The 23,565-nt window shown below is 59.1% G+C and carries 23 protein-coding genes and 1 pseudogene; 19 read left to right on the top strand and 5 right to left on the bottom strand.

What is annotated here, in order from left to right:
* Positions 1–10: 10 nt before the first annotated feature.
* Both AC3IUA_RS06155 and bfr read left to right on the top strand, forming a co-directional pair.
* Positions 11–229, top strand: coding sequence for a bacterioferritin-associated ferredoxin (locus AC3IUA_RS06155; RefSeq protein ID WP_489362249.1), 219 nt, complete (start codon positions 11–13; stop codon positions 227–229).
* Between the two features lie 199 nt (positions 230–428).
* Positions 429–899 carry a bacterioferritin gene (gene bfr, locus AC3IUA_RS06150; protein ID WP_489359619.1) on the top strand — a complete coding sequence of 157 codons (471 nt, stop codon included), beginning with the start codon at positions 429–431 and terminating at the stop codon, positions 897–899.
* 154 nt (positions 900–1,053) lie between these two features.
* Here bfr and grxD read toward each other — a convergent pair whose 3' ends face one another.
* Together grxD and AC3IUA_RS06140 are read right to left on the bottom strand one after the other, a co-directional pair.
* Positions 1,054–1,395, bottom strand: coding sequence for a Grx4 family monothiol glutaredoxin (gene grxD / locus AC3IUA_RS06145; protein WP_116641440.1), 342 nt, complete (start codon positions 1,393–1,395; stop codon positions 1,054–1,056).
* A gap of 124 nt (positions 1,396–1,519) precedes the next feature.
* Complete coding sequence (locus AC3IUA_RS06140) at positions 1,520–3,628, bottom strand: molybdopterin oxidoreductase family protein (protein ID WP_489359618.1); 2,109 nt, start codon at positions 3,626–3,628, stop codon at positions 1,520–1,522.
* Between the two features lie 557 nt (positions 3,629–4,185).
* Here AC3IUA_RS06140 and argF point away from each other — a divergent pair.
* A complete protein-coding gene (gene argF / locus AC3IUA_RS06135; RefSeq protein WP_489359617.1) occupies positions 4,186–5,106 on the top strand; it encodes an ornithine carbamoyltransferase in 921 nt (306 codons plus the stop codon).
* Positions 5,103–6,212, top strand: coding sequence for an ABC transporter ATP-binding protein (locus AC3IUA_RS06130; protein ID WP_489359616.1), 1,110 nt, complete (start codon positions 5,103–5,105; stop codon positions 6,210–6,212). Before argF ends, AC3IUA_RS06130 begins: the two co-directional genes overlap by 4 nt.
* A 15-nt stretch (positions 6,213–6,227) precedes the next feature.
* Here the strand turns inward: AC3IUA_RS06130 and AC3IUA_RS06125 are convergent, their stop codons facing one another.
* Positions 6,228–7,010 (bottom strand): PhzF family phenazine biosynthesis protein, encoded by a 783-nt coding sequence (locus AC3IUA_RS06125; protein ID WP_489359615.1) that lies wholly within the window; start codon positions 7,008–7,010, stop codon positions 6,228–6,230.
* Positions 7,011–7,117: 107 nt separating this feature from the next.
* Positions 7,118–7,588: a Cys-tRNA(Pro) deacylase gene (gene ybaK / locus AC3IUA_RS06120; RefSeq protein ID WP_489359614.1), complete on the bottom strand. Its 471-nt coding sequence runs from the start codon at positions 7,586–7,588 to the stop codon at positions 7,118–7,120.
* Positions 7,589–7,970: 382 nt separating this feature from the next.
* Between ybaK and AC3IUA_RS06115 the strand changes: the two genes are divergently transcribed.
* The 15 genes and pseudogenes from AC3IUA_RS06115 to AC3IUA_RS06045 all read left to right on the top strand — a co-directional run.
* The gene (locus tag AC3IUA_RS06115) at positions 7,971–8,822 is read left to right on the top strand and encodes an MIP/aquaporin family protein (protein ID WP_489359613.1); all 852 of its coding nucleotides are present in this window, start codon (positions 7,971–7,973) and stop codon (positions 8,820–8,822) included.
* Between the two features lie 81 nt (positions 8,823–8,903).
* Positions 8,904–10,409: a glycerol kinase GlpK gene (gene glpK / locus AC3IUA_RS06110; protein ID WP_489359612.1), complete on the top strand. Its 1,506-nt coding sequence runs from the start codon at positions 8,904–8,906 to the stop codon at positions 10,407–10,409.
* Between the two features lie 95 nt (positions 10,410–10,504).
* Entirely contained in the window at positions 10,505–11,260 is a 756-nt protein-coding gene (locus AC3IUA_RS06105) for a DeoR/GlpR family transcriptional regulator (protein WP_489359611.1), read from the top strand.
* Positions 11,261–11,659: 399 nt separating this feature from the next.
* Positions 11,660–13,198, top strand: coding sequence for a glycerol-3-phosphate dehydrogenase (gene glpD, locus AC3IUA_RS06100; protein ID WP_489359610.1), 1,539 nt, complete (start codon positions 11,660–11,662; stop codon positions 13,196–13,198).
* A 367-nt stretch (positions 13,199–13,565) separates the two neighbouring features.
* On the top strand, positions 13,566–14,480 hold the full coding sequence (locus tag AC3IUA_RS06095; protein ID WP_489359609.1) for a glutamate/aspartate ABC transporter substrate-binding protein: 915 nt from the start codon (positions 13,566–13,568) through the stop codon (positions 14,478–14,480).
* A gap of 192 nt (positions 14,481–14,672) precedes the next feature.
* A complete protein-coding gene (locus AC3IUA_RS06090; RefSeq protein WP_489359608.1) occupies positions 14,673–15,419 on the top strand; it encodes an amino acid ABC transporter permease in 747 nt (248 codons plus the stop codon).
* The gene (locus AC3IUA_RS06085; protein WP_489359607.1) at positions 15,419–16,090 is read left to right on the top strand and encodes an amino acid ABC transporter permease; all 672 of its coding nucleotides are present in this window, start codon (positions 15,419–15,421) and stop codon (positions 16,088–16,090) included. The genes AC3IUA_RS06090 and AC3IUA_RS06085 overlap by 1 nt, the downstream gene beginning before the upstream one ends.
* Positions 16,087–16,821, top strand: coding sequence for an amino acid ABC transporter ATP-binding protein (locus AC3IUA_RS06080; protein WP_489359606.1), 735 nt, complete (start codon positions 16,087–16,089; stop codon positions 16,819–16,821). The genes AC3IUA_RS06085 and AC3IUA_RS06080 overlap by 4 nt, the downstream gene beginning before the upstream one ends.
* A gap of 169 nt (positions 16,822–16,990) precedes the next feature.
* On the top strand, positions 16,991–18,892 hold the full coding sequence (gene aauS / locus AC3IUA_RS06075; RefSeq protein ID WP_489359605.1) for a two-component sensor histidine kinase AauS: 1,902 nt from the start codon (positions 16,991–16,993) through the stop codon (positions 18,890–18,892).
* Positions 18,889–20,214, top strand: a complete 1,326-nt coding sequence (gene aauR, locus AC3IUA_RS06070) for a two-component response regulator AauR (RefSeq protein WP_489359604.1) — start codon at positions 18,889–18,891, stop codon at positions 20,212–20,214. The genes aauS and aauR overlap by 4 nt, the downstream gene beginning before the upstream one ends.
* A 30-nt stretch (positions 20,215–20,244) precedes the next feature.
* Positions 20,245–20,574, top strand: coding sequence for a GlpM family protein (locus AC3IUA_RS06065; RefSeq protein WP_489362248.1), 330 nt, complete (start codon positions 20,245–20,247; stop codon positions 20,572–20,574).
* A 163-nt stretch (positions 20,575–20,737) separates the two neighbouring features.
* Positions 20,738–21,658, top strand: a complete 921-nt coding sequence (locus tag AC3IUA_RS06060) for an arginase family protein (protein ID WP_489359603.1) — start codon at positions 20,738–20,740, stop codon at positions 21,656–21,658.
* Positions 21,655–22,029, top strand: a complete 375-nt coding sequence (locus AC3IUA_RS06055; RefSeq protein ID WP_489359602.1) for an EamA family transporter — start codon at positions 21,655–21,657, stop codon at positions 22,027–22,029. The genes AC3IUA_RS06060 and AC3IUA_RS06055 overlap by 4 nt, the downstream gene beginning before the upstream one ends.
* Positions 22,030–22,060: 31 nt before the next feature.
* Positions 22,061–22,462 carry an EamA family transporter gene (locus AC3IUA_RS06050; protein ID WP_489359601.1) on the top strand — a complete coding sequence of 134 codons (402 nt, stop codon included), beginning with the start codon at positions 22,061–22,063 and terminating at the stop codon, positions 22,460–22,462.
* Between the two features lie 205 nt (positions 22,463–22,667).
* A pseudogene (locus AC3IUA_RS06045) lies at positions 22,668–22,781 on the top strand (IS110 family transposase); the annotation flags it as partial.
* 14 nt (positions 22,782–22,795) lie between these two features.
* Here AC3IUA_RS06045 and AC3IUA_RS06040 read toward each other — a convergent pair.
* Positions 22,796–23,557, bottom strand: coding sequence for a MipA/OmpV family protein (locus tag AC3IUA_RS06040; protein WP_489359600.1), 762 nt, complete (start codon positions 23,555–23,557; stop codon positions 22,796–22,798).
* Between the last annotated feature and the right edge of the window lie 8 nt (positions 23,558–23,565).

Here is a 23,565-nt window from a genome sequence, read left to right as displayed (position 1 = left end):
GTTCTCACTTATGTATGTATGCCTCTGCACAGGCGTCACCGACGGGCAAATCCGCGAAGCAATCTATGAAGGTTGCTGCAGCTACCGCGAGGTTCGCCAAGCCACCGGCGTTGCCAGCCAATGCGGTAAATGCGCCTGCCTTGCCAAGCAAGTGGTACGCGAAACCCTGACCAAACTGCAAAGCAGCCAGGCATCGATCCCCTACCCCGCAGAATTTTCCGCCGCTTGAACAACGAATTCTAAAGAACCGGACTTAGTGTCCGGTTTTTTTATGTCTGGAAATCAATCGCTTAGCACCGCGATGCGGAACAAAAACATTCTTATTCCGATTAATTTTCATATATTATTCAATAACTTAGGTTTGACACTAGTAGTTGCGCAGCTCAAACTATATTCATATACCGCGAATATAGGGCAGGATTCCCATCATGAAAGGCGACGTTACAGTCATCCAGCATCTCAACAAGATCCTTGCCAATGAGCTGGTCGCGATCAATCAATACTTCCTGCATGCACGCATGTATGAAAATTGGGGCTTGGACAAGCTCGGCAAGCACGAATATCACGAATCCATCGATGAAATGAAGCATGCCGACAAGCTGATCAAGCGCATCCTGTTTCTCGAAGGCCTGCCGAACGTACAAGACCTCGGCAAGCTGCAGATCGGTGAACACACCAAGGAAATGCTCGAGTGCGACCTGCGCATCGAGAAGACCGGCCACGCCGATCTGAAAGCGGCCATCGCGCATTGCGAAACGACGGGCGATTTCGGCAGCCGTGAACTGCTCGAAGATATTCTCGAATCCGAAGAAGAACATATCGACTGGCTGGAAACCCAGCTGGGCCTGATCGATAAAGTCGGTCTTGAGAACTACCTGCAATCGCAGATGGGCGAATAAGCTGGCGCCCTGATCTCGAGGCAACAAAAGTTTCGAATGCAACAAAAAGCCCCGCCTTCTTTCGAGAGGCGGGGCTTTTTTTACATCGTCAAGATCAAAAGATCGCAGCCTGCGGCAGCTCCTACCACCAAAGAAGCTGCGGCAACGATGTGAATCAGGCTTCAGTCTTGTTCGCTGCGGCTTTTTCGACAGCAGCCTTGATCGTGGCCTGCAATGAACCGTCGGCGGCCATTTCAGTCATGATGTCGCTACCGCCGACCAGCTCACCACCGACCCACAGCTGCGGGAAGGTTGGCCAGTTGGCGTACTTTGGCAAGTTGGCGCGGATTTCCGGGTTCTGCAAGATGTCCACATAAGCGAACTTCTCACCACAGGCCATGACGGCTTGAGCGGCTTTCGCGGAGAAACCACACTGCGGGGCATTCGGCGAGCCTTTCATGTAAAGCAGAATGGTGTTGTTGGCAATCTGCTCTTTAATAGTTTCGATGATATCCATGGAACACCTCGGCTGAACTTTCCGACTCAGTTGTCGGCACGGTGGCGCATTGTAACGGAAAGCCGAGCGCCATGCTCGACCTCACCGACAGAGACGCACTACCGCGTATTTTACCCCTTGGCGATCAGGCCGACGCTACCTTGACCGGCACCCCATTCAACGCCGCATTACCCGACAGCTCATCGAGTTGCAGCTCATCTGTCAGATCATTGGCACTGGCACCCGGCTGTCCGCTGGCGATTCCCATCTGCACGCCTGGCCGCGCATGCCCCCAGCCATGCGGCAGGCTGACCACTCCCGGCATCATCTCGACACTGGCCAGCACCTCGACCTCGATCGCGCCGACTCGCGAGCTGACACGCACCCGCTGCCCATCGCTGAGACCGCGGCGGGCCAGATCATCGGGGTGCATCAGCAACTGATGGCGTGGCTTGCCTTTCACCAGGCGATGATAGTTGTGCATCCAGGAGTTATTACTGCGCACATGTCGACGGCCGATCATCAGCAACTCGTCAGTCACCGGAGCCTGCAACGCAGCAAACCGTGCCAGGTCCGCCAGGATCGCCTCGGGTGCCGCCTGAATGCGCTGATTGGCAGTTTTCAAACGCGGCCCGAGGTTCGCCTTGAGCGGCCCCAGATCGATTCCATGAGGATGGTCGAACAAGGTCGCGACCGACAGTTTATGTACCGAAGCATCGCCATAGAGGCCCGCGCGAAGCCCGCGATCGATCATTTGCGCCGGGGCAATGGTCGGCTTGAGCTCTTTGCCGGTCTTCTCGGCGAAGGCCTGTGCGAGACCGACAAAGATCTCCCAGTCGTGCAACGCACCTTCAGGCCTGGCCAGAATCGCCCGATTGAAGCGAGTGACATTACGCACCGCGAACATATTGAAGGTGGTGTCGTAGTGATCGTTCTCCAGCGCCGAGGTCGACGGCAGGATAAGGTCGGCGTAACGGGTGGTTTCATTGATGTACAAGTCGATGCTGAGCATGAACTCCAGCCCGTCCAGCGCCTGCTCCAGTTGCCGGCCATTGGGGGTCGACAGCACCGGGTTGCCGGCCACGGTGATCAGTGCGCGGACCTGCCCCTCGCCTTCGGTCAGCATTTCTTCGGCAAGGGCCGACGCCGGCAACTCGCCGCCATACTCCGGACGCCCCGAGACCCGGCTTTGCCAGAGATTGAAATGTCCGCCCGAGGTGGACGCCACCAGGTCCACCGCAGGTTCCGTGCACAAGGCGCCGCCTACCCGGTCGAGATTGCCGGTCAGCAGATTGATCAGCTGCACCAGCCAATGGCACAAGGTGCCGAACGCCTGGGTAGAAACGCCCATCCGTCCATAGCAGACGGCTTTGTCCGCCGCCGCGAAATCCCGCGCCAACTGACGAATCTGCTCGGCCGGCACGGCGCAGAGCGGGCTCATCGCCTCGGCGCTGAACGCTGCGATCGCCAGACGAACCTGATCAAGGCCATCTACCGGCAAATGACTCTCACGAGTCAGACCTTCAGCGAACAAGGTGTTGAGCAACCCGAACAATAGCGCCGCATCGCCACCCGGACGAACAAACAGGTGCTGATCGGCAATCGCCGCCGTTTCGCTGCGCCGTGGATCGACGACGACCACCTTGCCACCCCGCGCCTGGATCGCCTTCAAGCGTTTTTCCACATCCGGCACCGTCATGATGCTGCCATTTGAAGCCAGCGGATTGCCGCCCAGGATCAGCATGAAGTCGGTGTGATCGATGTCCGGAATCGGCAGCAACAAGCCGTGGCCGTACATCAGGTAACTGGTCAGGTGATGAGGCAGCTGGTCGACCGACGTGGCGGAAAAACGGTTGCGGGTTTTCAGCAGCCCGAGAAAGTAATTGCTGTGAGTCATCAGCCCATAGTTATGCACGCTGGGGTTGCCCTGATAGACCGCCACGGCATTCTGTCCATGACGCGCCTGAATCGCCCCAAGGCGCTCGGCGACCAAGGCAAACGCCGCATCCCACTCGATCGCCTGCCACTCGCTGCCAACCCTGAGCATGGGCTGGCGCAGACGGTCCGGATCGTTCTGGATATCCTGCAGCGCGACCGCCTTGGGACAGATATGACCGCGGCTGAAGCTGTCCTGCGGATCACCCTTGATCGAGGTGATCTGCACGCCGGCGCCGTCGACCGCGGTGGTTTCGATGGTCAAGCCGCAGATGGCTTCACACAGGTGGCAGGCACGGTGGTGGAGAGTCTTGGTCATGGCCAGTCTCTATTTTATTCGGGGCAGCCAGCGAGGCTGCGGGAACAAAACTATGGCGCCAGACCGGCCTCTGCGCCAGCGATGTTCGTCCCGTGAATCAACGGGCATCAGGCCAACCGATGTCGACCTTTTGCTTCCATTGCAGAAACGCCCTGTTTCGCTCGTGAGACCTTTATAGTCCAACACCTTGCATCAGGCGATGTTCGCGTTGGGTCAGCCGTATGAATCCTGCTCGCAAAAGTCTTGGCTGACGAGCCCAAAACCGACCGTTTGGCTGCTTTGTCCGTGCCGTTCGATTGCCAAGGCGCGCGAGGGCAGTGTACAAATGACGGGCTACTGTAAGGAAACAGGCTTCAAAAGCGCTACCACGACATCCTCGTAGCCCCTCTGAACTCCCCTAAGAACCGTAGCCCTATTGGAAAGACGCGACATTTAATGTCAATATCGCGCCTTCCCCTATTTCGTCGCCCCGTGCGGCTTACGCCGCAGGTCTCGCCCGTTTTTCAGTTAAACAAGGCTTTGAGTATCTGCGGTCTGTTGCAAAAAGGTAGTCAATGATGAGCGCAAGGCACTTTCTCTCCCTGATGGATTGCACGCCCGAAGAGCTGGTCAGCGTGATCCGTCGAGGCGTTGAGCTCAAGGACCTGCGTAACCGCGGCGTACTGTTCGAGCCTTTGAAAAACCGCGTCCTGGGGATGATTTTCGAGAAGTCCTCGACCCGCACCCGGATCTCGTTCGAAGCCGGCATGATCCAGCTGGGTGGCCAGGCGATCTTCCTTTCGCCCCGCGATACCCAGTTGGGCCGTGGCGAGCCGATCGGCGACTGCGCCATCGTCATGTCGAGCATGCTCGACGCGGTGATGATCCGTACCTTTGCCCACAGCACCCTGACCGAATTCGCTGCCAACTCCCGCGTGCCCGTGATCAATGGCCTGTCCGATGACCTGCATCCGTGCCAGTTGCTGGCCGACATGCAAACTTTCCTCGAACATCGCGGCTCGATTCAAGGCAAGACCGTGGCCTGGATCGGCGACGGCAACAACATGTGCAACAGCTATATAGAAGCGGCGATTCAGTTCGACTTCCAGTTGCGCGTTGCCTGCCCGGAAGGCTTCGAGCCCAACCCTGAGTTCGTGGCCAAGGCCGGCGATCGGGTGACTATCGTCCGCGATCCGCAGGATGCCGTGCGCGGCGCCCACCTGGTGAGCACCGACGTCTGGACCTCCATGGGCCAGGAAGAGGAAACCGCCAAGCGCCTCAAGCTGTTCGCGCCGTTTCAAGTCAACCGCGCCCTGCTCGACCTGGCCGCGCCAGACGTGCTGTTCATGCACTGCCTGCCGGCCCACCGGGGTGAAGAAATCAGCCTGGACCTGCTCGACGACCAGCGCTCCGTGGCCTGGGACCAGGCGGAAAACCGTCTTCACGCGCAGAAGGCCCTGCTCGAGTTTCTGGTCGAGCCGGCGTACCACCACGCATGAGCCAGACATTACTGCTCAACCTGCGCAACCTGGCCTGCGGTTACCACAACCAACGAGTCGTACAGAACCTCAATCTGCACCTCAACGCCGGGGATATCGGCTGCCTGCTCGGCTCGTCCGGTTGCGGCAAGACCACCACCTTGCGGGCGATTGCCGGTTTCGAGCCGGTGCACGAAGGGGAAATCACACTGGCCGGTGAAGTCATTTCCAGTGCCGGTTTCACCCTGGCGCCGGAGAAGCGGCGGATCGGCATGGTGTTTCAGGACTATGCGCTGTTTCCGCACCTGAGCGTGGCCGAGAACATCGCCTTCGGAATCCGCAAGCATCCGCAAAAGGACCGCGTGACCGAAGAGTTGCTCGAGCTGGTCAACCTGAAAAGCCTCGGCAAGCGCTTTCCTCACGAGCTATCGGGCGGCCAGCAGCAGCGTGTGGCACTGGCTCGGGCACTGGCGCCGGAACCGCAATTGCTGTTGCTCGACGAACCTTTCTCCAACCTCGATGGCGAACTGCGCCGCAAGCTCAGCCATGAAGTGCGGGACATTCTCAAGCTGCGTGGCACCAGCGCGATCCTGGTGACCCACGATCAGGAAGAAGCCTTCGCGGTCAGCGACCATGTCGGCGTGTTCAAGGAAGGTCGACTGGAGCAGTGGGACACCCCCTACAACCTCTACCACGAGCCGTTTACACCCTTTGTCGCGAGCTTTATCGGCCAGGGTTATTTCATTCGCGGCCAGCTGCTCAGCCCGGAATCGGTACAAACCGAACTGGGTGTATTGCGCGGCAATCGCGCCTACACCTGGCCGACGGGTTGCGCTGTCGACGTGCTGCTGCGCCCGGACGATATCGTCTATGCGCCGGACAGCGAGTTGAAAGCACGGATCATCGGCAAGACCTTCCTTGGCGCTTCGACCTTGTATCGCCTGCAGTTACCCACCGGCAGCCTGCTGGAGTCGATCTTCCCGAGCCATGCCGATCATCTGGTGGGCGCCGATGTCGGTATTCGCGTGGCGGCCGAGCATCTGGTGTTGTTCCAGGCGTCCGGCAGCACGGCGGCGCAGATTCCAGCGGTGGAGTCGGGTGTTCGGCGGCATAGCGCTGCCAGCTGAAATGTGGTGAGCCTGTCAACCCAGCATCAACTTCCCGCTGGCCACCAGCGTCGCATAACCGCCGATCTTCACTCGATCCCCCTCCAGCCGGCAGAACAACTCCCCGCCCCGTGCCGAACACTGATACGCCGTCAGGTTCGTCTTGCCCAAGCGCTGCGACCAATAAGGGATCAGGCTGCAATGGGTCGAGCCGGTCACCGGGTCTTCATTGATCCCGATCGCCGGGGCGAAATAGCGCGAGACAAAATCATGCCGACTCCCCCGCGCCGTAACGATCGCACCCGGCCAAGGCAACTTCGCCAACGCGGCCATGTCCGGCTTGCAATCAAGCACCGCCTGCTCCGACTCGAGGACCACGAACAACTCGTTGGAACCTAATACATCCACCACTTCCAGACCCAGCGCCCGCTCCACGTCCAGGGTCACGCCCACCTCACGGGGCACCATCGCCGGAAAATCCAGCCACAGCCGCTGATCTTCCTTGCTGACCCTCAACGGGCCGGATTGACTGATGAAGTTCAGTTGCTCGACTTGCTCCTGATACACCTCGAACAAGACGTGGGCACTGGCCAACGTGGCATGACCACAGAGCGGCACTTCAGTTGTGGGTGTGAACCAGCGGATATGCCAGCCCTGGCTTTCGCGCACCACAAAGGCGGTTTCGGCCAGATTGTGCTCGGCGGCGATTTTCTGCATCAGCTCATCGGCGAGCCACGCATCGAGCCGATAGACCATCGCCGGGTTGCCGCTGAATGGCCGCTCACTGAACGCGTCGACCTGATGAAACTCAAGTTGCATGACCACACCTCTCCTTGAAATAGGCGACAGCGAGCATGCACCCGGATATAGATCAGGGCTAGCTACAGAGCAGGATCATTTGCGCCATACAGTGCCAGCTCAGGCAATCAGGCCCGACCAACATCGGCAAACCGGGCCTGGGTATGTTCGGCCAGCACTGCCGGCGACAGTTCGACCTCAAGGCCTCGCCGCCCGGCACTGACAAAAATGCTGGCAAAGGATTGCGCGCTGTTATCGACGAAAGTTCGCAGGCGCTTCTTCTGCCCCAGCGGGCTGATTCCACCCAATAGGTAGCCAGTCGCCCGTTGCGCGGCAGCCGGGTCGGCCATCTCGACTTTCTTCACCCCCGCCGCATGGGCCAGCGCCTTCAAATCCAGACTTCCGACGACCGGCACCACCGCCACCAGCAATTCACCCTTTTCGCTGGCCGCCAGAAGAGTCTTGAACACCTGGGCTGGATCGAGCCCTAGTTTTTCCGCGGCCTCCAGACCGTAGGAAGCCGCCTTCGGATCATGTTCGTAACTGTGCACTCGATGTTCGGCACGAACTTTTTTCAACAAATCCAATGCAGGTGTCATGACGGCTCCGACCGAGACCAATGGAGAAAAACGCTGATGCAGGATTCTAGGCTATCAGTAGGAAAAAGGCTCTATTACGCAGTCATTACCCGCGATGCCGCTTGAGTTCATGGGTTATCACGTCGCTCATCGCAGACCTTTGCCCATGCCTGGAACGTGATCATTCACAGGACTAATAGTTAAAAAATGACCAGCGGTTCACTTTCGACCTTTGACAGCAGCGTTTCTTGTCTATATTTTTTCGAATCTGAATATTATTAACCCGCTCCAGTTTTTTGTAGTCCGCAGCAAGCCAAGACAAGGATGGGGATCCTTGCCTCGGAGAAGATCGCGCTCCGACCCTTTCGAGAAGCGCCACACAACAACAAAAAAGAGGTTTTCAATGACGACTGCTCTACAACAACCTTCGCTCTCGAGCCAATGCATGGCCGAATTCCTGGGTACTGCCTTATTGATTTTCTTTGGTACCGGTTGCGTCGCCGCGCTCAAGGTCGCGGGTGCCAGCTTTGGCCTATGGGAAATCAGCATCATTTGGGGAATCGGCGTGAGCATGGCGATCTACCTGACCGCAGGCATTTCCGGCGCCCATCTCAACCCCGCAGTCAGTATTGCACTGTGCATTTTTACCGACTTTGAAAAGCGCAAACTGCCGTTCTACATCTTCGCCCAGATCGCCGGAGCCTTTTGTTCGGCGTTGTTGGTTTACACGCTTTACAGCAACCTGTTCTTCGACTACGAACAAACTCATCACATGATTCGTGGCACCCAGGCCAGCCTGGAACTGGCGTCGGTGTTCTCCACCTACCCGCACCCGGCCCTGTCCACCGGCCAGGCGTTCCTGGTTGAAGTGATCATCACCGCGGTCCTGATGGGCGTGATCATGTCCCTGACCGATGACAACAATGGCCTGCCACGTGGCCCGCTGGCGCCCTTGCTGATCGGCCTGCTGATTGCCGTTATCGGTAGCTCGATGGGGCCGCTAACCGGTTTTGCGATGAACCCGGCGCGAGATTTCGGACCTAAACTGATGACCTTCGTCGCCGGCTGGGGTGAAATATCCTTCACCGGCGGGCGCGATATCCCGTACTTCCTGATTCCGGTATTTGCACCGATCATGGGTGCATGCCTCGGCGCTGCTGCCTATCGCGGGCTGATTGCCCGCCATCTACCCAGCGCCACATCCGCGACAAAGGATGCCGAGCACGTCGTCAACGCAAAGGTCCAGGCATCTTGAAACAGGCTGCGTGAACGCCACTGCCCTCCTCGGCCTTCACGCTCGCTGAATTTAAACCCTATTTAGTCCAAGGCAATCGACATGACCGACGCTCAGAATAAGAACTACATCATTGCCCTCGATCAGGGTACGACCAGCTCCCGGGCGATCATTTTCGACCGCGACGCCAACGTGGTCTGTACCGCTCAGCGCGAATTCGCCCAGCATTACCCGCAAGCCGGCTGGGTCGAACACGACCCGATGGAAATCTTCGCCACCCAGAGCGCGGTAATGGTCGAGGCCCTGGCTCAAGCCGGCCTGCATCACGACCAGGTGGCCGCCATCGGCATTACCAACCAGCGTGAAACCACCGTGGTCTGGGACAAGACCACCGGCCGGCCGATCTACAACGCGATCGTCTGGCAGTGCCGGCGCAGCACCGAGATCTGCCAGCAGCTCAAACGCGACGGTCATGAGCAATACATCAGCGAAACCACTGGCCTGGTGACTGACCCGTACTTCTCCGGCACCAAGCTCAAGTGGATCCTCGACAACGTCGAAGGCAGCCGTGAACGCGCGCGCAACGGCGAACTGCTGTTCGGCACCGTCGACAGTTGGCTGATCTGGAAATTTACCGGCGGCAAGACCCACGTCACTGACTACACCAATGCCTCGCGGACCATGCTCTTCAACATCCACACCCTGGAGTGGGATGCAAAGATGCTGGAGTTGCTGGACATCCCGCGCGAGATGCTTCCCGAAGTGAAGTCCTCCTCGGAAATCTACGGCCACACCAAAAGTGGCATCGCCATCGCCGGCATTGCCGGCGACCAGCAGGCGGCATTGTTCGGCCAGATGTGCGTCGAACCCGGGCAGGCGAAAAACACCTACGGCACCGGCTGCTTCTTGCTGATGAACACCGGCGACAAAGCAGTGAAATCCAGGCATGGCATGCTCACCACCATTGCCTGTGGTCCACGCGGCGAAGTCGCTTACGCGCTGGAAGGCGCGGTATTCAACGGTGGCTCCACCGTTCAGTGGCTTCGCGATGAGCTGAAAGTCATCAATGACGCTCACGACACCGAATACTTTGCCGGCAAGGTCAAGGACAGCAATGGCGTTTATCTGGTCCCGGCCTTCACCGGCCTGGGTGCTCCCTACTGGGACCCCTATGCCCGCGGCGCACTGTTTGGCCTGACCCGCGGAGTACGCGTGGATCACATCATTCGCGCAGCCCTGGAGTCGATTGCCTACCAGACCCGCGACGTGCTCGACGCCATGCAACAGGACTCCGGCGAACGCCTCAAAGCCCTGCGCGTCGACGGTGGCGCAGTGGCCAACAACTTCCTGATGCAGTTCCAGGCGGACATTCTCGGCACGCACGTCGAACGTCCGAAAATGCGTGAAACCACCGCCCTCGGTGCAGCCTATCTGGCGGGCCTGGCCTGCGGTTTCTGGGGCAGCCTGGATGAGCTGCGCGGCAAGGCGGTAATCGAGCGCAAGTTCGAGCCGCAACTGGCGCAAGCGGAGAAGGAAAAACTCTACGCCGGCTGGCTAAAAGCCGTGAGCCGCACCCGCGATTGGGAGCCGCACGAAGAGGCCAAGTAAGCTAGAGCAGGGACTCGTATCTGCATGTAACTGGCCGGGAGTAGATTCCTGCGGCATCATGGGCGCATTTTGCACGGCAGCCCCAAGGAAGCCCCATGAATCTGCCTCCCCGTCAGCAGCAAATCCTCGAACTGGTCCGCGAGCGCGGCTATGTCAGCATCGAGGAAATGGCTACGCTGTTCGTCGTTACACCGCAGACCATCCGCCGCGATATCAATCAATTGGCGGAAATAAACCTGTTGCGTCGCTATCATGGCGGCGCAGCTTACGATTCGAGCGTAGAAAACACCGCCTACGCCATGCGAGCCGATCAAATGCGCGATGAGAAACAACGCATCGCCGAAGCCATCGCCGCGCAGATTCCCGATCATGCCTCGCTGTTCATCAATATCGGCACCACCACCGAATCCATCGCCCGGGCGCTACTCAATCACACCCAGCTCAAGGTGATTACCAACAACCTGCACGTCGCCTCGATCCTCAGTGCCAAGGATGATTTCGAAGTCCTGCTGGCTGGCGGCAATGTGCGCCGCGACGGCGGGGTCGTCGGCCAGGCCAGCGTCGACTTCATCAACCAGTTCAAGGTCGACTTCGCTCTGGTCGGCATCAGTGGCATTGATGAAGATGGTAGCTTGCTGGATTTCGACTATCAGGAAGTGCGGGTTTCCCAGGCGATCATCGCCAATGCCCGGCAAGTCATCCTGGCGGCCGATTCCAGCAAGTTTGGTCGCAACGCCATGGTGCGACTGGGCCCCATCAGCCTGATCGATTGCCTGGTGACCGATCAGCCACCCGTGCCGGCGCTGGCGCAACTGTTGAGTCAGCACAAGATTCGGCTGGAAGTGGTTTAAGCCTCTATAGGCAGGGCGTGCTCCCTTGTGGCAAGGGAGCTGAGGCGACGACGCGGTCCGTAGCAGCTGCCGAAGGCTGCGTCCGGCTGCGCAGCAGTCGCAAATCATGCAACCACGGCTAATCTGTTACACCACAACGCCTGATTACGACCGCTACGCGGCCGGACGCAGGCTTCGCCAGCTGCTACGGGAAATGTGCGGAGCCAGAACCCCCCTCACCACATAGACCGTGCGCCTCTCCTCCCCCGCTTAAATGTTCGAAAATCTTCCTTTTGATGCCCTTCGATGAGTATTTTCAATCGAAGTTGACTGGCCGTGCCCGTCTTTATGCGCTACCATTTTCGTAAATGAACATAAATGTTCGAATTCAAATATTATAAAGAACCCCGAGGCCAGCCGATGCCCACTTCCACCTTGCCTACGCCTCCTATCGCCGAGGTCTACGATATCGCCGTCATCGGTGGCGGGATTAACGGTGCAGGGATTGCAGCTGATGCCGCCGGTCGCGGTCTGTCGGTGTTCCTTTGCGAAAAGGACGACCTGGCCAGCCACACCTCCTCGGCCAGCAGCAAGCTGATCCACGGCGGCCTGCGCTACCTCGAACATTACGAATTCCGCCTGGTGCGCGAAGCCCTGGCCGAACGCGAGGTGCTGTTGGCCAAAGCCCCACACATCGTCAAACCGATGCGTTTCGTGCTGCCGCACCGCCCGCATTTGCGTCCGGCCTGGATGATCCGTGCCGGCCTGTTCCTTTATGACCACTTGGGCAAACGGGAAAAGCTCGCTGGCTCCAGAAGCCTGAAATTCGGCGCCGACAGCCCGCTCAAGGCAGAAATCAGCAAAGGTTTCGAATACTCCGATTGCTGGGTCGATGACGCCCGCCTGGTAGTCCTGAACGCCATGGCCGCCCGCGAAAAAGGCGCTCATGTCCACACCCGGACCCGTTGTGTCAGCGCCCGTCGCAGCAAAGGCATGTGGCAGCTGAACCTGGAGCGCAACGACGGCAGCCTGTTCTCGATCCGTGCCAAAGCTCTGGTGAACGCCGCCGGTCCGTGGGTCGCCAAGTTCATCCGCGATGACCTGAAGCTGGAATCGCCGTACGGCATCCGCCTGATCCAGGGCAGCCACCTGATCGTGCCGAAACTCTACGACGCGCCCAATGCCTTCATTCTGCAGAACGAAGACCAGCGCATCGTATTCGCCATTCCGTACCTGAATCAGTTCACCCTGATCGGCACCACCGACCGTGAATACACCGGCGACCCGGCCAAAGTCGCGATCACCGAAGGCGAAACCGATTACTTGCTCAAGGTGGTCAACGCGCACTTCAAGAAGCGGCTGAGCCGCGAGGACATCCTGCACAGCTACTCCGGCGTTCGCCCCCTGTGCAACGACGAATCCGACAACCCTTCGGCCGTAACCCGCGACTACACCCTGGCCCTGTCCGGCAGTGCTGCAGAAGCGCCGCTGTTGTCGGTGTTCGGTGGCAAGCTGACGACCTATCGCAAGCTGGCCGAATCGGCCCTGGCGCAACTGGCGCCGTACTTCAAAGACATCAAGCCGAGCTGGACCGCGCAATCGACCCTGCCCGGTGGCGAAGACATGACCACCCCGCAAGCATTGAGCTCGTTGATCCGCGACAAATTCGACTGGGTGCCGACTGAAATCGCTCGCCGCTGGGCCTCCACCTACGGCAGCCGCACCTGGCGCATGCTCGAAGGCGTGCGCAACCTGAGCGATATGGGCGAACACCTCGGTGGCGGTCTATATACTCGCGAGGTCGATTACCTGTGCAGCGAAGAATGGGCCATGAGCGCTCACGACATTCTGTGGCGCCGCAGCAAGCTGGGGTTGTTCACCAGCCCGGCGGAGCAGGAAAAACTGCAGCAGTATCTGACCAAGGTCGTACAGAACCGCAGCAAGATCCATGCGGCCTGATCGGGAATCCGGTTAAAGCGAAGCCCCTGAATCTCGAGATCCAGGGGCTTTTTGCATTCTCAATACACACCGTAAATCCAATGTGGGGGATATGTACAAGACGACCTTCCATTGCATTCGGTTTTCCGAACGCGACTTGTCGGTCGATTCGGTTAACCGGATTATCCAGAACCCATTTCTTCGCCATAAATATTTAATCCCCTTATAAATCAATGCCTTGATCAAATACGCCTGGCCTGGCACGACTCATGCTCTACACTCTTGGACGAATGCCTGATGCGCCACCCCATCAGGAGCCTCAAGGCATTTGCAGTACAGAAGGGCCAACGCACTGGCTCCATATAAAAACAATGTCGAGGAAAATTTGATGCGCATCGTTCCCCAGCTTTTGGGCGCAGCTATCGCTGTTGCTCTGATCAGCACTCCAGTTTTCGCAGCCGAGCTCACCGGCACACTGAAGAAGATCAAAGAGTCCGGCACCATCACCCTCGGGCATCGTGACGCTTCTATTCCGTTTTCCTACATCGCGGACGCTTCCGGCAAACCGGTTGGCTACTCCCACGATATCCAGCTGAAAATCGTCGAAGCCATCAAGAAAGACCTGGGCATGCCGGACCTCAAGGTCAACTACAACCTGGTCACCTCGCAAACCCGTATCCCGCTGGTGCAGAACGGCACCGTGGACGTGGAATGCGGTTCCACCACCAACAACGTCGAGCGTCAGCAGCAAGTTGCGTTCTCCGTCGGCATCTTCGAAATCGGTACCAAACTGCTGGCGAAAAAAGATTCACCATACAAAGACTTCCCCGACCTCAAAGGCAAGAACGTCGTGACCACCGCCGGCACCACGTCCGAGCGTATCCTCAAGTCGATGAACGCCGACAAGCAGATGGGCATGAACGTGATCTCGGCCAAGGACCACGGCGAATCCTTCCAGATGCTGGAAAGCGGCCGTGCAGTTGCCTTCATGATGGACGACGCATTGCTCGCCGGCGAAATGGCCAAGGCCAAGAAACCCACCGACTGGGTCGTGACCGGTACTCCACAGTCCTTTGAAGTCTACGGCTGCATGGTCCGCAAGGGCGACGAGCCGTTCAAGAAAGCCGTCGACGACGCCATCATCGCGACCTACAAGTCTGGCGAAATCAACAAGATCTACGAAAAATGGTTCATGCAGCCAATCCCGCCAAAAAACCTGAACCTGATGTTCCCGATGAGCGAAGAGCTCAAGGCCCTGATCGCCAATCCGACCGATAAAGCGGCTGACGAAAAGAAATCCTGATTTCTGACTAACCTTATCTCCTGAGAGGGCCACTGCCCTTTCAGGAGGTGGTCACTCCCTGCTGGCATTTTTGGAAACACTCGAACCGGTGATTGTCGAGCCGCTCGTGTGTGCCTGACCGTAAAGGTCGGGCGGGAATGGATCTTCCCCTGGCGGGCACTTGTACATCGATCGATCTGAGGGGAGACCCTAATGAATTACAACTGGGACTGGGGCGTGTTCTTCAAGTCCACCGGCGTGGGCAGCGAGACCTATCTCGACTGGTTCTTCACCGGTTTGGGCTGGACCATCGCCATCGCCATCGTGGCCTGGATCATCGCCCTGCTGCTGGGCTCGATTCTGGGCGTCATGCGCACTGTACCGAATCGTGTCGTATCGGGCATCGCAACCTGCTACGTGGAACTTTTCCGTAACGTGCCGCTGCTGGTTCAGCTGTTCATCTGGTACTTCCTGGTACCGGATCTACTGCCGCAAAACCTGCAGGACTGGTACAAGCAGGACCTGAATCCGACCACCTCCGCCTACCTGAGCGTCGTCGTCTGCCTGGGCCTGTTCACCGCCGCACGGGTTTGCGAACAAGTGCGTACCGGTATCCAGGCACTGCCGCGTGGCCAGGAATCAGCCGCGCGCGCCATGGGTTTCAAGCTGCCACAGGTCTACTGGAATGTGCTGCTGCCCCAGGCCTACCGGATCATCATTCCGCCGCTCACCTCGGAATTTCTCAACGTCTTCAAGAACTCCTCCGTGGCCTCGCTGATCGGCCTGATGGAGCTGCTCGCGCAGACCAAACAGACCGCCGAGTTCTCCGCCAACCTGTTCGAAGCCTTCACCCTGGCGACCCTGATCTACTTCACCCTGAACATGGGCCTGATGCTGCTGATGCGCATGGTCGAGAAGAAAGTCGCGGTGCCCGGCCTGATTTCCCTGGGGGGTAAATAATGGACTTCGATTTCAGTGGAATCGTCCAGGCCACACCGGGCCTGTGGAACGGCATGGTGATGACCCTCAAGCTGATGGCCCTGGGCGTCGTCGGCGGGATCATCCTCGGCACCATCCTGGCGCTGATGCGCCTGTCCCACAGCAAACTGCTGTCGAACATTGCCGGCGCCTACGTTAACTACTTCCGCTCGATCCCGCTGCTGCTGGTCATCACCTGGTTCTACCTGGCGGTGCCGTTCGTGCTGCGCTGGATCACCGGCGAAGACACCCCGATCGGCGCGTTCGCCTCATGCATCGTGGCCTTCATGATGTTCGAAGCGGCGTACTTCTGCGAAATTGTCCGGGCCGGCGTGCAGTCGATCCCCAAGGGCCAGATGGGCGCAGCCCAGGCGCTGGGCATGGGCTACGGCCAGATGATGCGACTGATCATCCTGCCGCAAGCGTTCCGCAAGATGACCCCGTTGCTGCTGCAACAGAGCATCATCCTGTTTCAGGACACCTCGCTGGTCTACGCGGTCGGCCTGGTGGATTTCCTCAATGCTTCGCGCGCCAGTGGCGACATCATCGGCCGCTCCAATGAGTTCCTGGTCTTCGCAGGTCTGGTGTATTTTATAATCAGCTTTGCCGCCTCGCAGCTGGTCAAGCGTCTGCAAAAAAGGTTTGCCGTATGATCTCTATCAAGAATGTCAACAAGTGGTATGGCGACTTCCAGGTACTGACTGATTGCAGCACCGAGGTCAAAAAAGGCGAAGTGATCGTGGTGTGCGGGCCGTCCGGCTCCGGCAAATCCACCTTGATCAAGTGCGTCAACGCCCTGGAACCGTTCCAGAAAGGCGACGTAGTGGTCGATGGCACCTCCATCGCCGACCCCAAGACCGACCTGCCGAAACTGCGTTCGCGGGTTGGCATGGTGTTCCAGCATTTCGAACTGTTCCCGCACCTGAGCATCATGGATAACCTGACCATCGCACAGATCAAGGTGCTGGGTCGGAGCAAGGAAGAAGCCAACAAGAAAGCCCTGCAATTGCTCGAACGCGTCGGTCTCTCGGCCCACGCCAAAAAGCACCCGGGCCAACTCTCCGGCGGTCAGCAACAGCGTGTGGCGATTGCCCGTGCACTGGCGATGGACCCTATCGTCATGCTGTTCGACGAACCGACCTCGGCGCTCGACCCTGAAATGGTCAACGAAGTACTCGACGTGATGGTGCAACTGGCCCACGAAGGCATGACCATGATGTGCGTGACCCACGAAATGGGCTTTGCCCGCAAAGTGGCAGATCGGGTGATCTTCATGGACCAGGGCAAAATCATCGAAGACTGCAGGAAAGAAGAGTTCTTCGGTGACATCAACGCCCGCTCCGAACGTGCCCAGCACTTCCTCGAGAAGATTCTGCAGCACTAAAAGCTACACGGCCGCCCCTGTAGGAGCTGCCGCAGGCTGCGATCTTTTGATGTTAGCGCCAGTTCAGGCAACGATTTGCCTGCTGAACAGATCAAAAGATCGCTGCCTTCGGCAGCTCCTACAGGGGATCGCCGGAGCTTGTAGTTGTGGTTGACCCAAGGCATCTGTGATGAAATGCGACCCCACTCTCTATCGCGCCGCGCCGCCATCACTTGCCGTGAAACCCCGCCTGATTCGCCATCTGTTCCTGCCGCCACTGGTCATCGCGCTGATGATCGGTCTGGGTTATCTCGGCTTCTGGATCAGTGAACACTACGGTATCCGCGTCCTCAGCGAGAACGGCGAGCGACAGCTGGAACTGCACGCCCGCGCTGTCGAAAGCGAAATCAGCAAATACACCTACCTGCCCAGCCTGCTGGAACTTGAATCCAGTGTCTCGAAGCTGCTGGCCGACCCGTCCCCGGAACACCGGCAGACGGTCAATGATTACCTCGAAGGCCTGAACCGGCGCAGCCGCAGTCGGGCCATCTACGTGATGGATACCACCGGCCGGGTCATGGCCACCAGTAACTGGCGCGACTTCGACAGCTATCTGGGTGAGGACCTGTCCTTCCGCGCCTATTTCCAGAACGCCGTGCGCGGTCAGCCTGGGCGCTTCTATGGGATCGGCAGCACCAGTGGCGAACCCGGTTACTACCTGGCCCACGGCCTGGAAGAACAAGGCAAGATCATCGGCGTCGCGGTGGTCAAAGTGCGCCTCGAAGCCATGGAAGAACGCTGGCAACGGGCGCGTCTGGAGGCCTTCGTCAGTGACGAGAACGGCATCATCATCCTTTCCAGCGACCCGGCGCGACGACTCAAGGCGGTCCGCCCGCTCAGCGAAGAAACCAAGGAGCGCCTGGCGCGCAGCCTGCAGTATTACTGGTTCCCACTCAACGAACTGCAACCGCTGGCCCGCGAACACCTGGCCGAAGGCGTGGAGAAGCTGACCTTTCCGGCCAACACCGAACTGGAGTCGGACGAACAGGCAATCAGCTACCTGTCGCAGACCCGGCCGCTGAGTGATACACCGTGGAACTTCACCCTGCTGACGCCCCTGCAGGATCTGCGTCGCGAAGCCATCAATCAGGGCATCCTGGTGGCAGTGGCGTTTGCCCTGGTGGCGTTTTTGCTGATTGCCTGGAACGAACGGCGCAAGGTCATCGCCACCCGCCTCGCCGCCCGTGAAGCCCTGCAAGAAGCCAACAATCAGCTGGAACGCAAGATCGCCGACCGCACGGCCGACCTGCGCGCCAGCAACGAACGGCTCAAGGGGCAGATTCGCGAACGTCGGCAAGCCGAAGAAACCTTGCGCCGAGCCCAGGATGAACTGGTGCAGGCCGGCAAGTTGGCGGCCATCGGCCAGATGTCCACCAGCATCGCCCACGAACTGAACCAGCCGCTGGCGGCCCTGCGCACGCTGTCGGGCAATACCGTGCGCTTTCTTGAGCGCGGCGCGCTGGACACCGCCAGTGCCAACCTCAAGACCATCAACGAGCTGATCGATCGTATGGGCCGCATCACCGCCAGCTTGCGCTCCTTTGCCCGCCGCGGCGATGACCAGGGCCAGGCCAGCCTCGGCAAGGCCGTCGACGCCGCCTTGCAGCTGCTCGGCAGTCGCCTGGAGAGTAGCCAGCTGCAACTGCATCGCGATTTCAGTGACGTGCAGGTGCAGATCGATCAAACCCGCCTGGAACAAATTCTGGTCAACCTGATCGGCAACGCCCTGGACGCCATGCAGGCGCAACCATTGCCCGAGTTGTGGCTGGAAGGCGAAACCATCGACGGCAAATACTGCCTGCGGGTGCGCGATAACGGCCACGGCATCGACACCGAGACGCGCAAACATTTGTTCGAACCCTTCTTCACCACCAAACCCGGCGAACAAGGGCTGGGGCTTGGCCTGACACTATCCGCCAGCCTGGCCGCGGCCACTGGCGGTAATCTGGGCGTCGAACACCCGGCCAGCGGTGGTACCGCCTTCGTCCTCAGTTTACCGTTGGTAAGCCCTACTCAAGTCGAGCCGCTATGAACACCGACCTCACCGTGCTGATCGTCGAAGACGATCCCCATGTCCTGCTCGGCTGCCAGCAAGCCCTGACCCTGGAAGATATCCCCTGCGTGGGTGTCGGCAGCGCCGAGGAAGCCCTGGCGCAAGTCGGCGATAACTTCGCCGGGATCGTCATCAGCGACATTCGCTTGCCGGGCATCGATGGCCTGGAGCTGTTGACCCGCCTCAAGGCCCGTGACCGCAGCTTGCCGGTGGTGTTGATCACCGGCCACGGCGATATTTCCATGGCGGTCGGGGCCATGCAAAAAGGCGCCTATGACTTCATGGAGAAACCCTTCTCTCCCGAGCGTCTGGTGGACGTCGCCCGGCGCGCCCTGGAGCAACGCAGCCTGGCCCGCGAGGTCTGGTCCCTGCGTCGACAGCTGGCCGAGCGCGACTCGCTGGAAGGCCGGATCATCGGGCGCTCGCCGGCCATGCAAAACCTGCGTGAACTGATCGCCAACGTCGCCGACACTTCAGCCAACGTACTGATCGAAGGCGAGACCGGCACCGGCAAGGAACTGGTCGCGCGTTGCCTGCATGATTTCAGTCGGCGTCAGTCCGCGCAATTCGTCGCGCTGAACTGCGGCGGCCTGCCGGAAAACCTGTTCGAGAGCGAAATTTTCGGCCATGAAGCCAATGCCTTTACCGGTGCCGGCAAGCGACGAGTCGGCAAAATCGAACACGCCCATGGCGGTACGCTGTTCCTCGATGAAGTGGAAAGCATGCCGCTGAACCTGCAGATCAAACTGTTGCGGGTCTTGCAGGAAAGAACCCTGGAACGCCTCGGCTCGAACCAGAGCGTGGCCGTCGACTGCCGGGTGATTGCCGCGACCAAATCCGATCTGGATGAGTTGAGTAAAGCCAGCCAGTTCCGCAGCGACCTCTATTACCGACTGAACGTGGTAACCCTGGAACTGCCACCGCTGCGCGAACGCCGTGAAGACATCCTGCAATTGTTCGAACACTTCCTGCAGCAATCCTCCCTGCGCTTTGACCGCACCGCGCCGGAACTGGACAACCAGACCCTGTCGAACCTGATGAGCCATGACTGGCCGGGCAACGTGCGTGAATTGCGCAACGTCGCCGAGCGTTTTGCCCTCGGCCTGCCAGCCTTCAAAAAATCCGGCAGCAATGCCAGTCAGGGCTTGGGTTTTGCCGAAGCGGTCGAGGCATTCGAGCGCAACCTGCTCAACGATGCCTTGCAGCGCAGTGGCGGCAACCTGACCCAGGCCAGCCTGGAACTGGGCATGGCCAAAACCACGCTGTTCGACAAGGTCAAGAAATACGGCTTGAATCACTAACCCTGTGCCTGCGAGAAGCGTGTGGATTTATTGTTGAAAGCTGCATTGGGCGCCGCCGTGGTGGTCATTCTGGCCGCCCTGGCGAAAACCAGAAACTATTACATCGCCGGTCTGGTGCCGCTGTTTCCGACCTTTGCGCTGATCGCCCACTACATCGTCGGCAAGGGCCGCTCGCTGGACGACCTGAAGACCACCATCGTGTTTGGCATGTGGTCGATCATTCCCTACTTCGTTTATCTGGCGACCTTGTACGTGATGGTGGACCGTTTGCGTCTGGAGCTGTCGCTGGTAGTTGCCGCTGTGGCGTGGTTGATGGCGGCGACGGTGTTGGTGACGGTTTGGGTTCGCTTTCACGCATGACTTGGCCGTCACACTAACGCTGAGTGGCGCAAAGTCTAGCGCGCCTCCTTGCGGATTGCAGGCTGGCCCATCCCTTGCATTTACTCCCCAAAGCCCCCTCGGCCTGCATTCATGATCGATGAAGCGGGTGTCTGGGAGGGACTGCCAAGGGAGCATCCAAGCCTTGAATATTCTAGATCTCGACCATAGTCTGACCGCTCAGGCGCCCATTGCGCGCTTGCTTGAAAACGGCTGCGCCAGGCGCCTGGACCTGCTCGACCTCGGTCAGAAGCTGCGTTTGTGGTCCAGCGAAAAAAACTACCGACACTTTTCCGAACGCCTGTACCTATGGCTTAAAGACAGCAGCCCGCAGCCAAAAATTTTCTTCGTCGGATCCGGCGATTACCACCACCTTACCCCGGCCTTTCTCGAGGACGTGCCGGAGGCGGTAAGCCTGATTCACTTCGACAACCACCCTGACTGGATGCACTTCGCACCGCGTCGACATTGCGGTTCGTGGGTCAACCGCGCGTTGAAACTGCCAAACATCAAACGCATCGTAACCCTCGGCCCATGCAGCGATGACCTGCAAAATCCACAGCTCAAGGGCGGCAACCTCAGGGCGCTGAGACGCGGTGATCTGCAGCTGTTCCCCTGGCAGCACCCGCCTTCCAGAGTCTGGGGCCAGGTCGGTGACGGCGCCGGCCATCGGCAGCAAGAGAACCTACTGCACTGGCGCAACCTGGCTGGCCTGGATTGGACTGACTTCCTCGCCCAACTGATCCATAGCCTGCCCACCGAGGCGATCTGGATCACCATCGACAAAGACGTGCTCGCCAGCGAAGACGCCGCAACCAACTGGGATCAGGGCGGCATGCGCCTGACGCACCTGCTCCAGGCCCTGCGCACACTGGCCGCCGGTAAAAGGATCATCGGCATCGATGTCTGTGGCGAGTTCGCGGTTCCTGCCTTCAGCAATGCCTTCAAACGCTGGGAAGCCAAGTCCGATCAGCCACCCGCCGAACGCTGGAGCAAAGCGGATTTGCTGCGCAACTCGGTGACCAATCAAGCATTGATCACGCTGTTCGAGGAGTTGTTTCCGTGACCCTGACTGTTATTTTGCTGGTGGCGTTTTCCATTGTCCTGGATGTCATCGGCCAGCTCTGCTTCAAGCTCGGCCTTGACCGCTTGCCTGCGCTCGAAGGCGGTTTCCGGCTGAATGCCTTCTGGGGCCAAGTGTTCAACGCGCCGCTTCTCTGGTGCGGCGTCGGCGCTTATGTCATCGAGTTTTTCGTCTGGCTCGAAGCACTGTCCCGCGCACCGCTGAGCCTGGTGTTTCCGGCAGGAGCACTGGGCTATTGCGGCGTGGTGTTTGCCGGCAAAGTGATCCTTGGGGAGACCGTCAGCCTGCGTCGCTGGCTCGGCACTCTGGTGATTACCCTGGGCGTGATGCTGGTCGGAATCGCCGGGGCCTGAGGCTCAATCCATGATCGAAAGGAACAACACAATGACCCGTATTATCCCACTGGATTGGCTCCACGGACGCCTGGGCACTATTGTGCTCTGGGTGTTGTTGATCGGTTTTGAAAGCGCCGGGCAAATCGCGACCAAAGTCGGCGGCGATCAACTAGGGCAAATGGCGTTCAGCATCCAATGGCTGCTGGCGGTGGCCGTCAACCCGGGTGTGCTGCTGGCCATCGCCTGTTACTTCGCTGCGTTCTTCGTCTGGATGCTGATCCTGCGTCGCAGCAGCCTGTCCCTGGCTTTCCCATTGAGTTCGCTGGTGTTTGTGGTGGTTTTGCTCGGTTCCTGGCTGGGATTGGGCGAACAGATCAGCCTGCTGCACTGGATGGGTGTGGCGGTGATCATTGGCGGGATTGCGTTGTTGGCGGAGGGGAAAAAAGCGTAAGCAGAACTTCATACTTGAATACTGGCCAAGACTCGTTTTGAGTATCAAGTCGTCTTCACGGACAGGCCCGCCCCGCAAGTTTTAGGTAGTCATTAATGAAATGGTTACCCCCGTCCCACCCGGTGAACGCCCACTAAGCTTTCACCACTTCAATTACCTGGACAGGCAGGTCAAAGCGCTGGACAAGGAAGTCGAGTGCCAGGCGGCTGAACCGGGCGACGGTAAGCAGTTCAAATGTGGGCGAAACTATGCGGCCTCGATTGGACTGGTGCCCAAGCAGCATTCCACCGGGGGCAAGACGGTCCTATTGGGCATCAGTCCGGAAAAGGAGCATCAGAATTTGTAGCTGATCGCGGTCTGTACCTCGCCCTGGTTCACATCGCCCCGCTCTTTGACGATGCTGCTGTGCGCCGCCGATCCGGTCAGGTGAACCCAGCTGGCACTGGCCAGCAGTGACCAACGCTGCGCCAGAGGAAATTCAAAACTTTGGGTCAGCTTCAGGTTTCGCAAACCGCCGCCAGCGTTGTATTCACGGATCCCCGAAGCCTGTGCTTCGCGAACGCTGACGCCAAAGAAGGTCCGGGTCTGACGACCATCGGCGAAGTGTGCGGTGAGGGTGCTGCTACCGATAATTCCCGCGCCCAACGGATAACCCAATTCACCGCCGAGGCGTCCGAGCACCCCACCCTGGCCACTCCGACCGCCGACAGCCTGCCCGATTTGAGCAAACACTCGCCAGAAGTCTTGTGGGCTGTACTGGATGAATCCGCCCACTTCAGTCATATCCGGCACATCCCGCAGGCCTCGTAGCGTGCCCTTGCTACTTCGGCCCTGCAGATAGTTGATGAACGGACCTGCGCTCAATCCCTTGGCCTTGAAAGCATCCCAGGTCAAACCATCCTCGGTGCTGAGGCTGACATCGCCCCAGTCCAGATCGAGGTAGGGCACTGGCACCGATTCATAACGGCTTGCGGTCGGGTCATGGGGCTGATAACTGATACCGAGACCGACCTCGCCAGTGATGCCCACGGCCACCGCTGCGGTGTTGAAACACAGCAGTCCAGTGGTCAACAGGGCGTTTGTAAATCTGCGCATGAAACACA

Source organism: Pseudomonas sp. KH_050, assembly GCF_057838875.1.
The sequence above is the reverse complement of the archived record's forward strand: the minus strand, read 5'-3'. Positions and strand labels throughout refer to the sequence as shown.

Coding starts and splice junctions, on each gene's coding strand:
- AC3IUA_RS06155 (WP_489362249.1), top strand. CDS start 11: ATGTATGTATGCCTCTGCACAGGCGTCACCGACGGGCAAATCCGCGAA.
- bfr (WP_489359619.1), top strand. CDS start 429: ATGAAAGGCGACGTTACAGTCATCCAGCATCTCAACAAGATCCTTGCC.
- grxD (WP_116641440.1), bottom strand. CDS start 1,395: ATGGATATCATCGAAACTATTAAAGAGCAGATTGCCAACAACACCATT.
- AC3IUA_RS06140 (WP_489359618.1), bottom strand. CDS start 3,628: ATGACCAAGACTCTCCACCACCGTGCCTGCCACCTGTGTGAAGCCATC.
- argF (WP_489359617.1), top strand. CDS start 4,186: ATGAGCGCAAGGCACTTTCTCTCCCTGATGGATTGCACGCCCGAAGAG.
- AC3IUA_RS06130 (WP_489359616.1), top strand. CDS start 5,103: ATGAGCCAGACATTACTGCTCAACCTGCGCAACCTGGCCTGCGGTTAC.
- AC3IUA_RS06125 (WP_489359615.1), bottom strand. CDS start 7,010: ATGCAACTTGAGTTTCATCAGGTCGACGCGTTCAGTGAGCGGCCATTC.
- ybaK (WP_489359614.1), bottom strand. CDS start 7,588: ATGACACCTGCATTGGATTTGTTGAAAAAAGTTCGTGCCGAACATCGA.
- AC3IUA_RS06115 (WP_489359613.1), top strand. CDS start 7,971: ATGACGACTGCTCTACAACAACCTTCGCTCTCGAGCCAATGCATGGCC.
- glpK (WP_489359612.1), top strand. CDS start 8,904: ATGACCGACGCTCAGAATAAGAACTACATCATTGCCCTCGATCAGGGT.
- AC3IUA_RS06105 (WP_489359611.1), top strand. CDS start 10,505: ATGAATCTGCCTCCCCGTCAGCAGCAAATCCTCGAACTGGTCCGCGAG.
- glpD (WP_489359610.1), top strand. CDS start 11,660: ATGCCCACTTCCACCTTGCCTACGCCTCCTATCGCCGAGGTCTACGAT.
- AC3IUA_RS06095 (WP_489359609.1), top strand. CDS start 13,566: ATGCGCATCGTTCCCCAGCTTTTGGGCGCAGCTATCGCTGTTGCTCTG.
- AC3IUA_RS06090 (WP_489359608.1), top strand. CDS start 14,673: ATGAATTACAACTGGGACTGGGGCGTGTTCTTCAAGTCCACCGGCGTG.
- AC3IUA_RS06085 (WP_489359607.1), top strand. CDS start 15,419: ATGGACTTCGATTTCAGTGGAATCGTCCAGGCCACACCGGGCCTGTGG.
- AC3IUA_RS06080 (WP_489359606.1), top strand. CDS start 16,087: ATGATCTCTATCAAGAATGTCAACAAGTGGTATGGCGACTTCCAGGTA.
- aauS (WP_489359605.1), top strand. CDS start 16,991: ATGAAATGCGACCCCACTCTCTATCGCGCCGCGCCGCCATCACTTGCC.
- aauR (WP_489359604.1), top strand. CDS start 18,889: ATGAACACCGACCTCACCGTGCTGATCGTCGAAGACGATCCCCATGTC.
- AC3IUA_RS06050 (WP_489359601.1), top strand. CDS start 22,061: ATGACCCGTATTATCCCACTGGATTGGCTCCACGGACGCCTGGGCACT.
- AC3IUA_RS06040 (WP_489359600.1), bottom strand. CDS start 23,557: ATGCGCAGATTTACAAACGCCCTGTTGACCACTGGACTGCTGTGTTTC.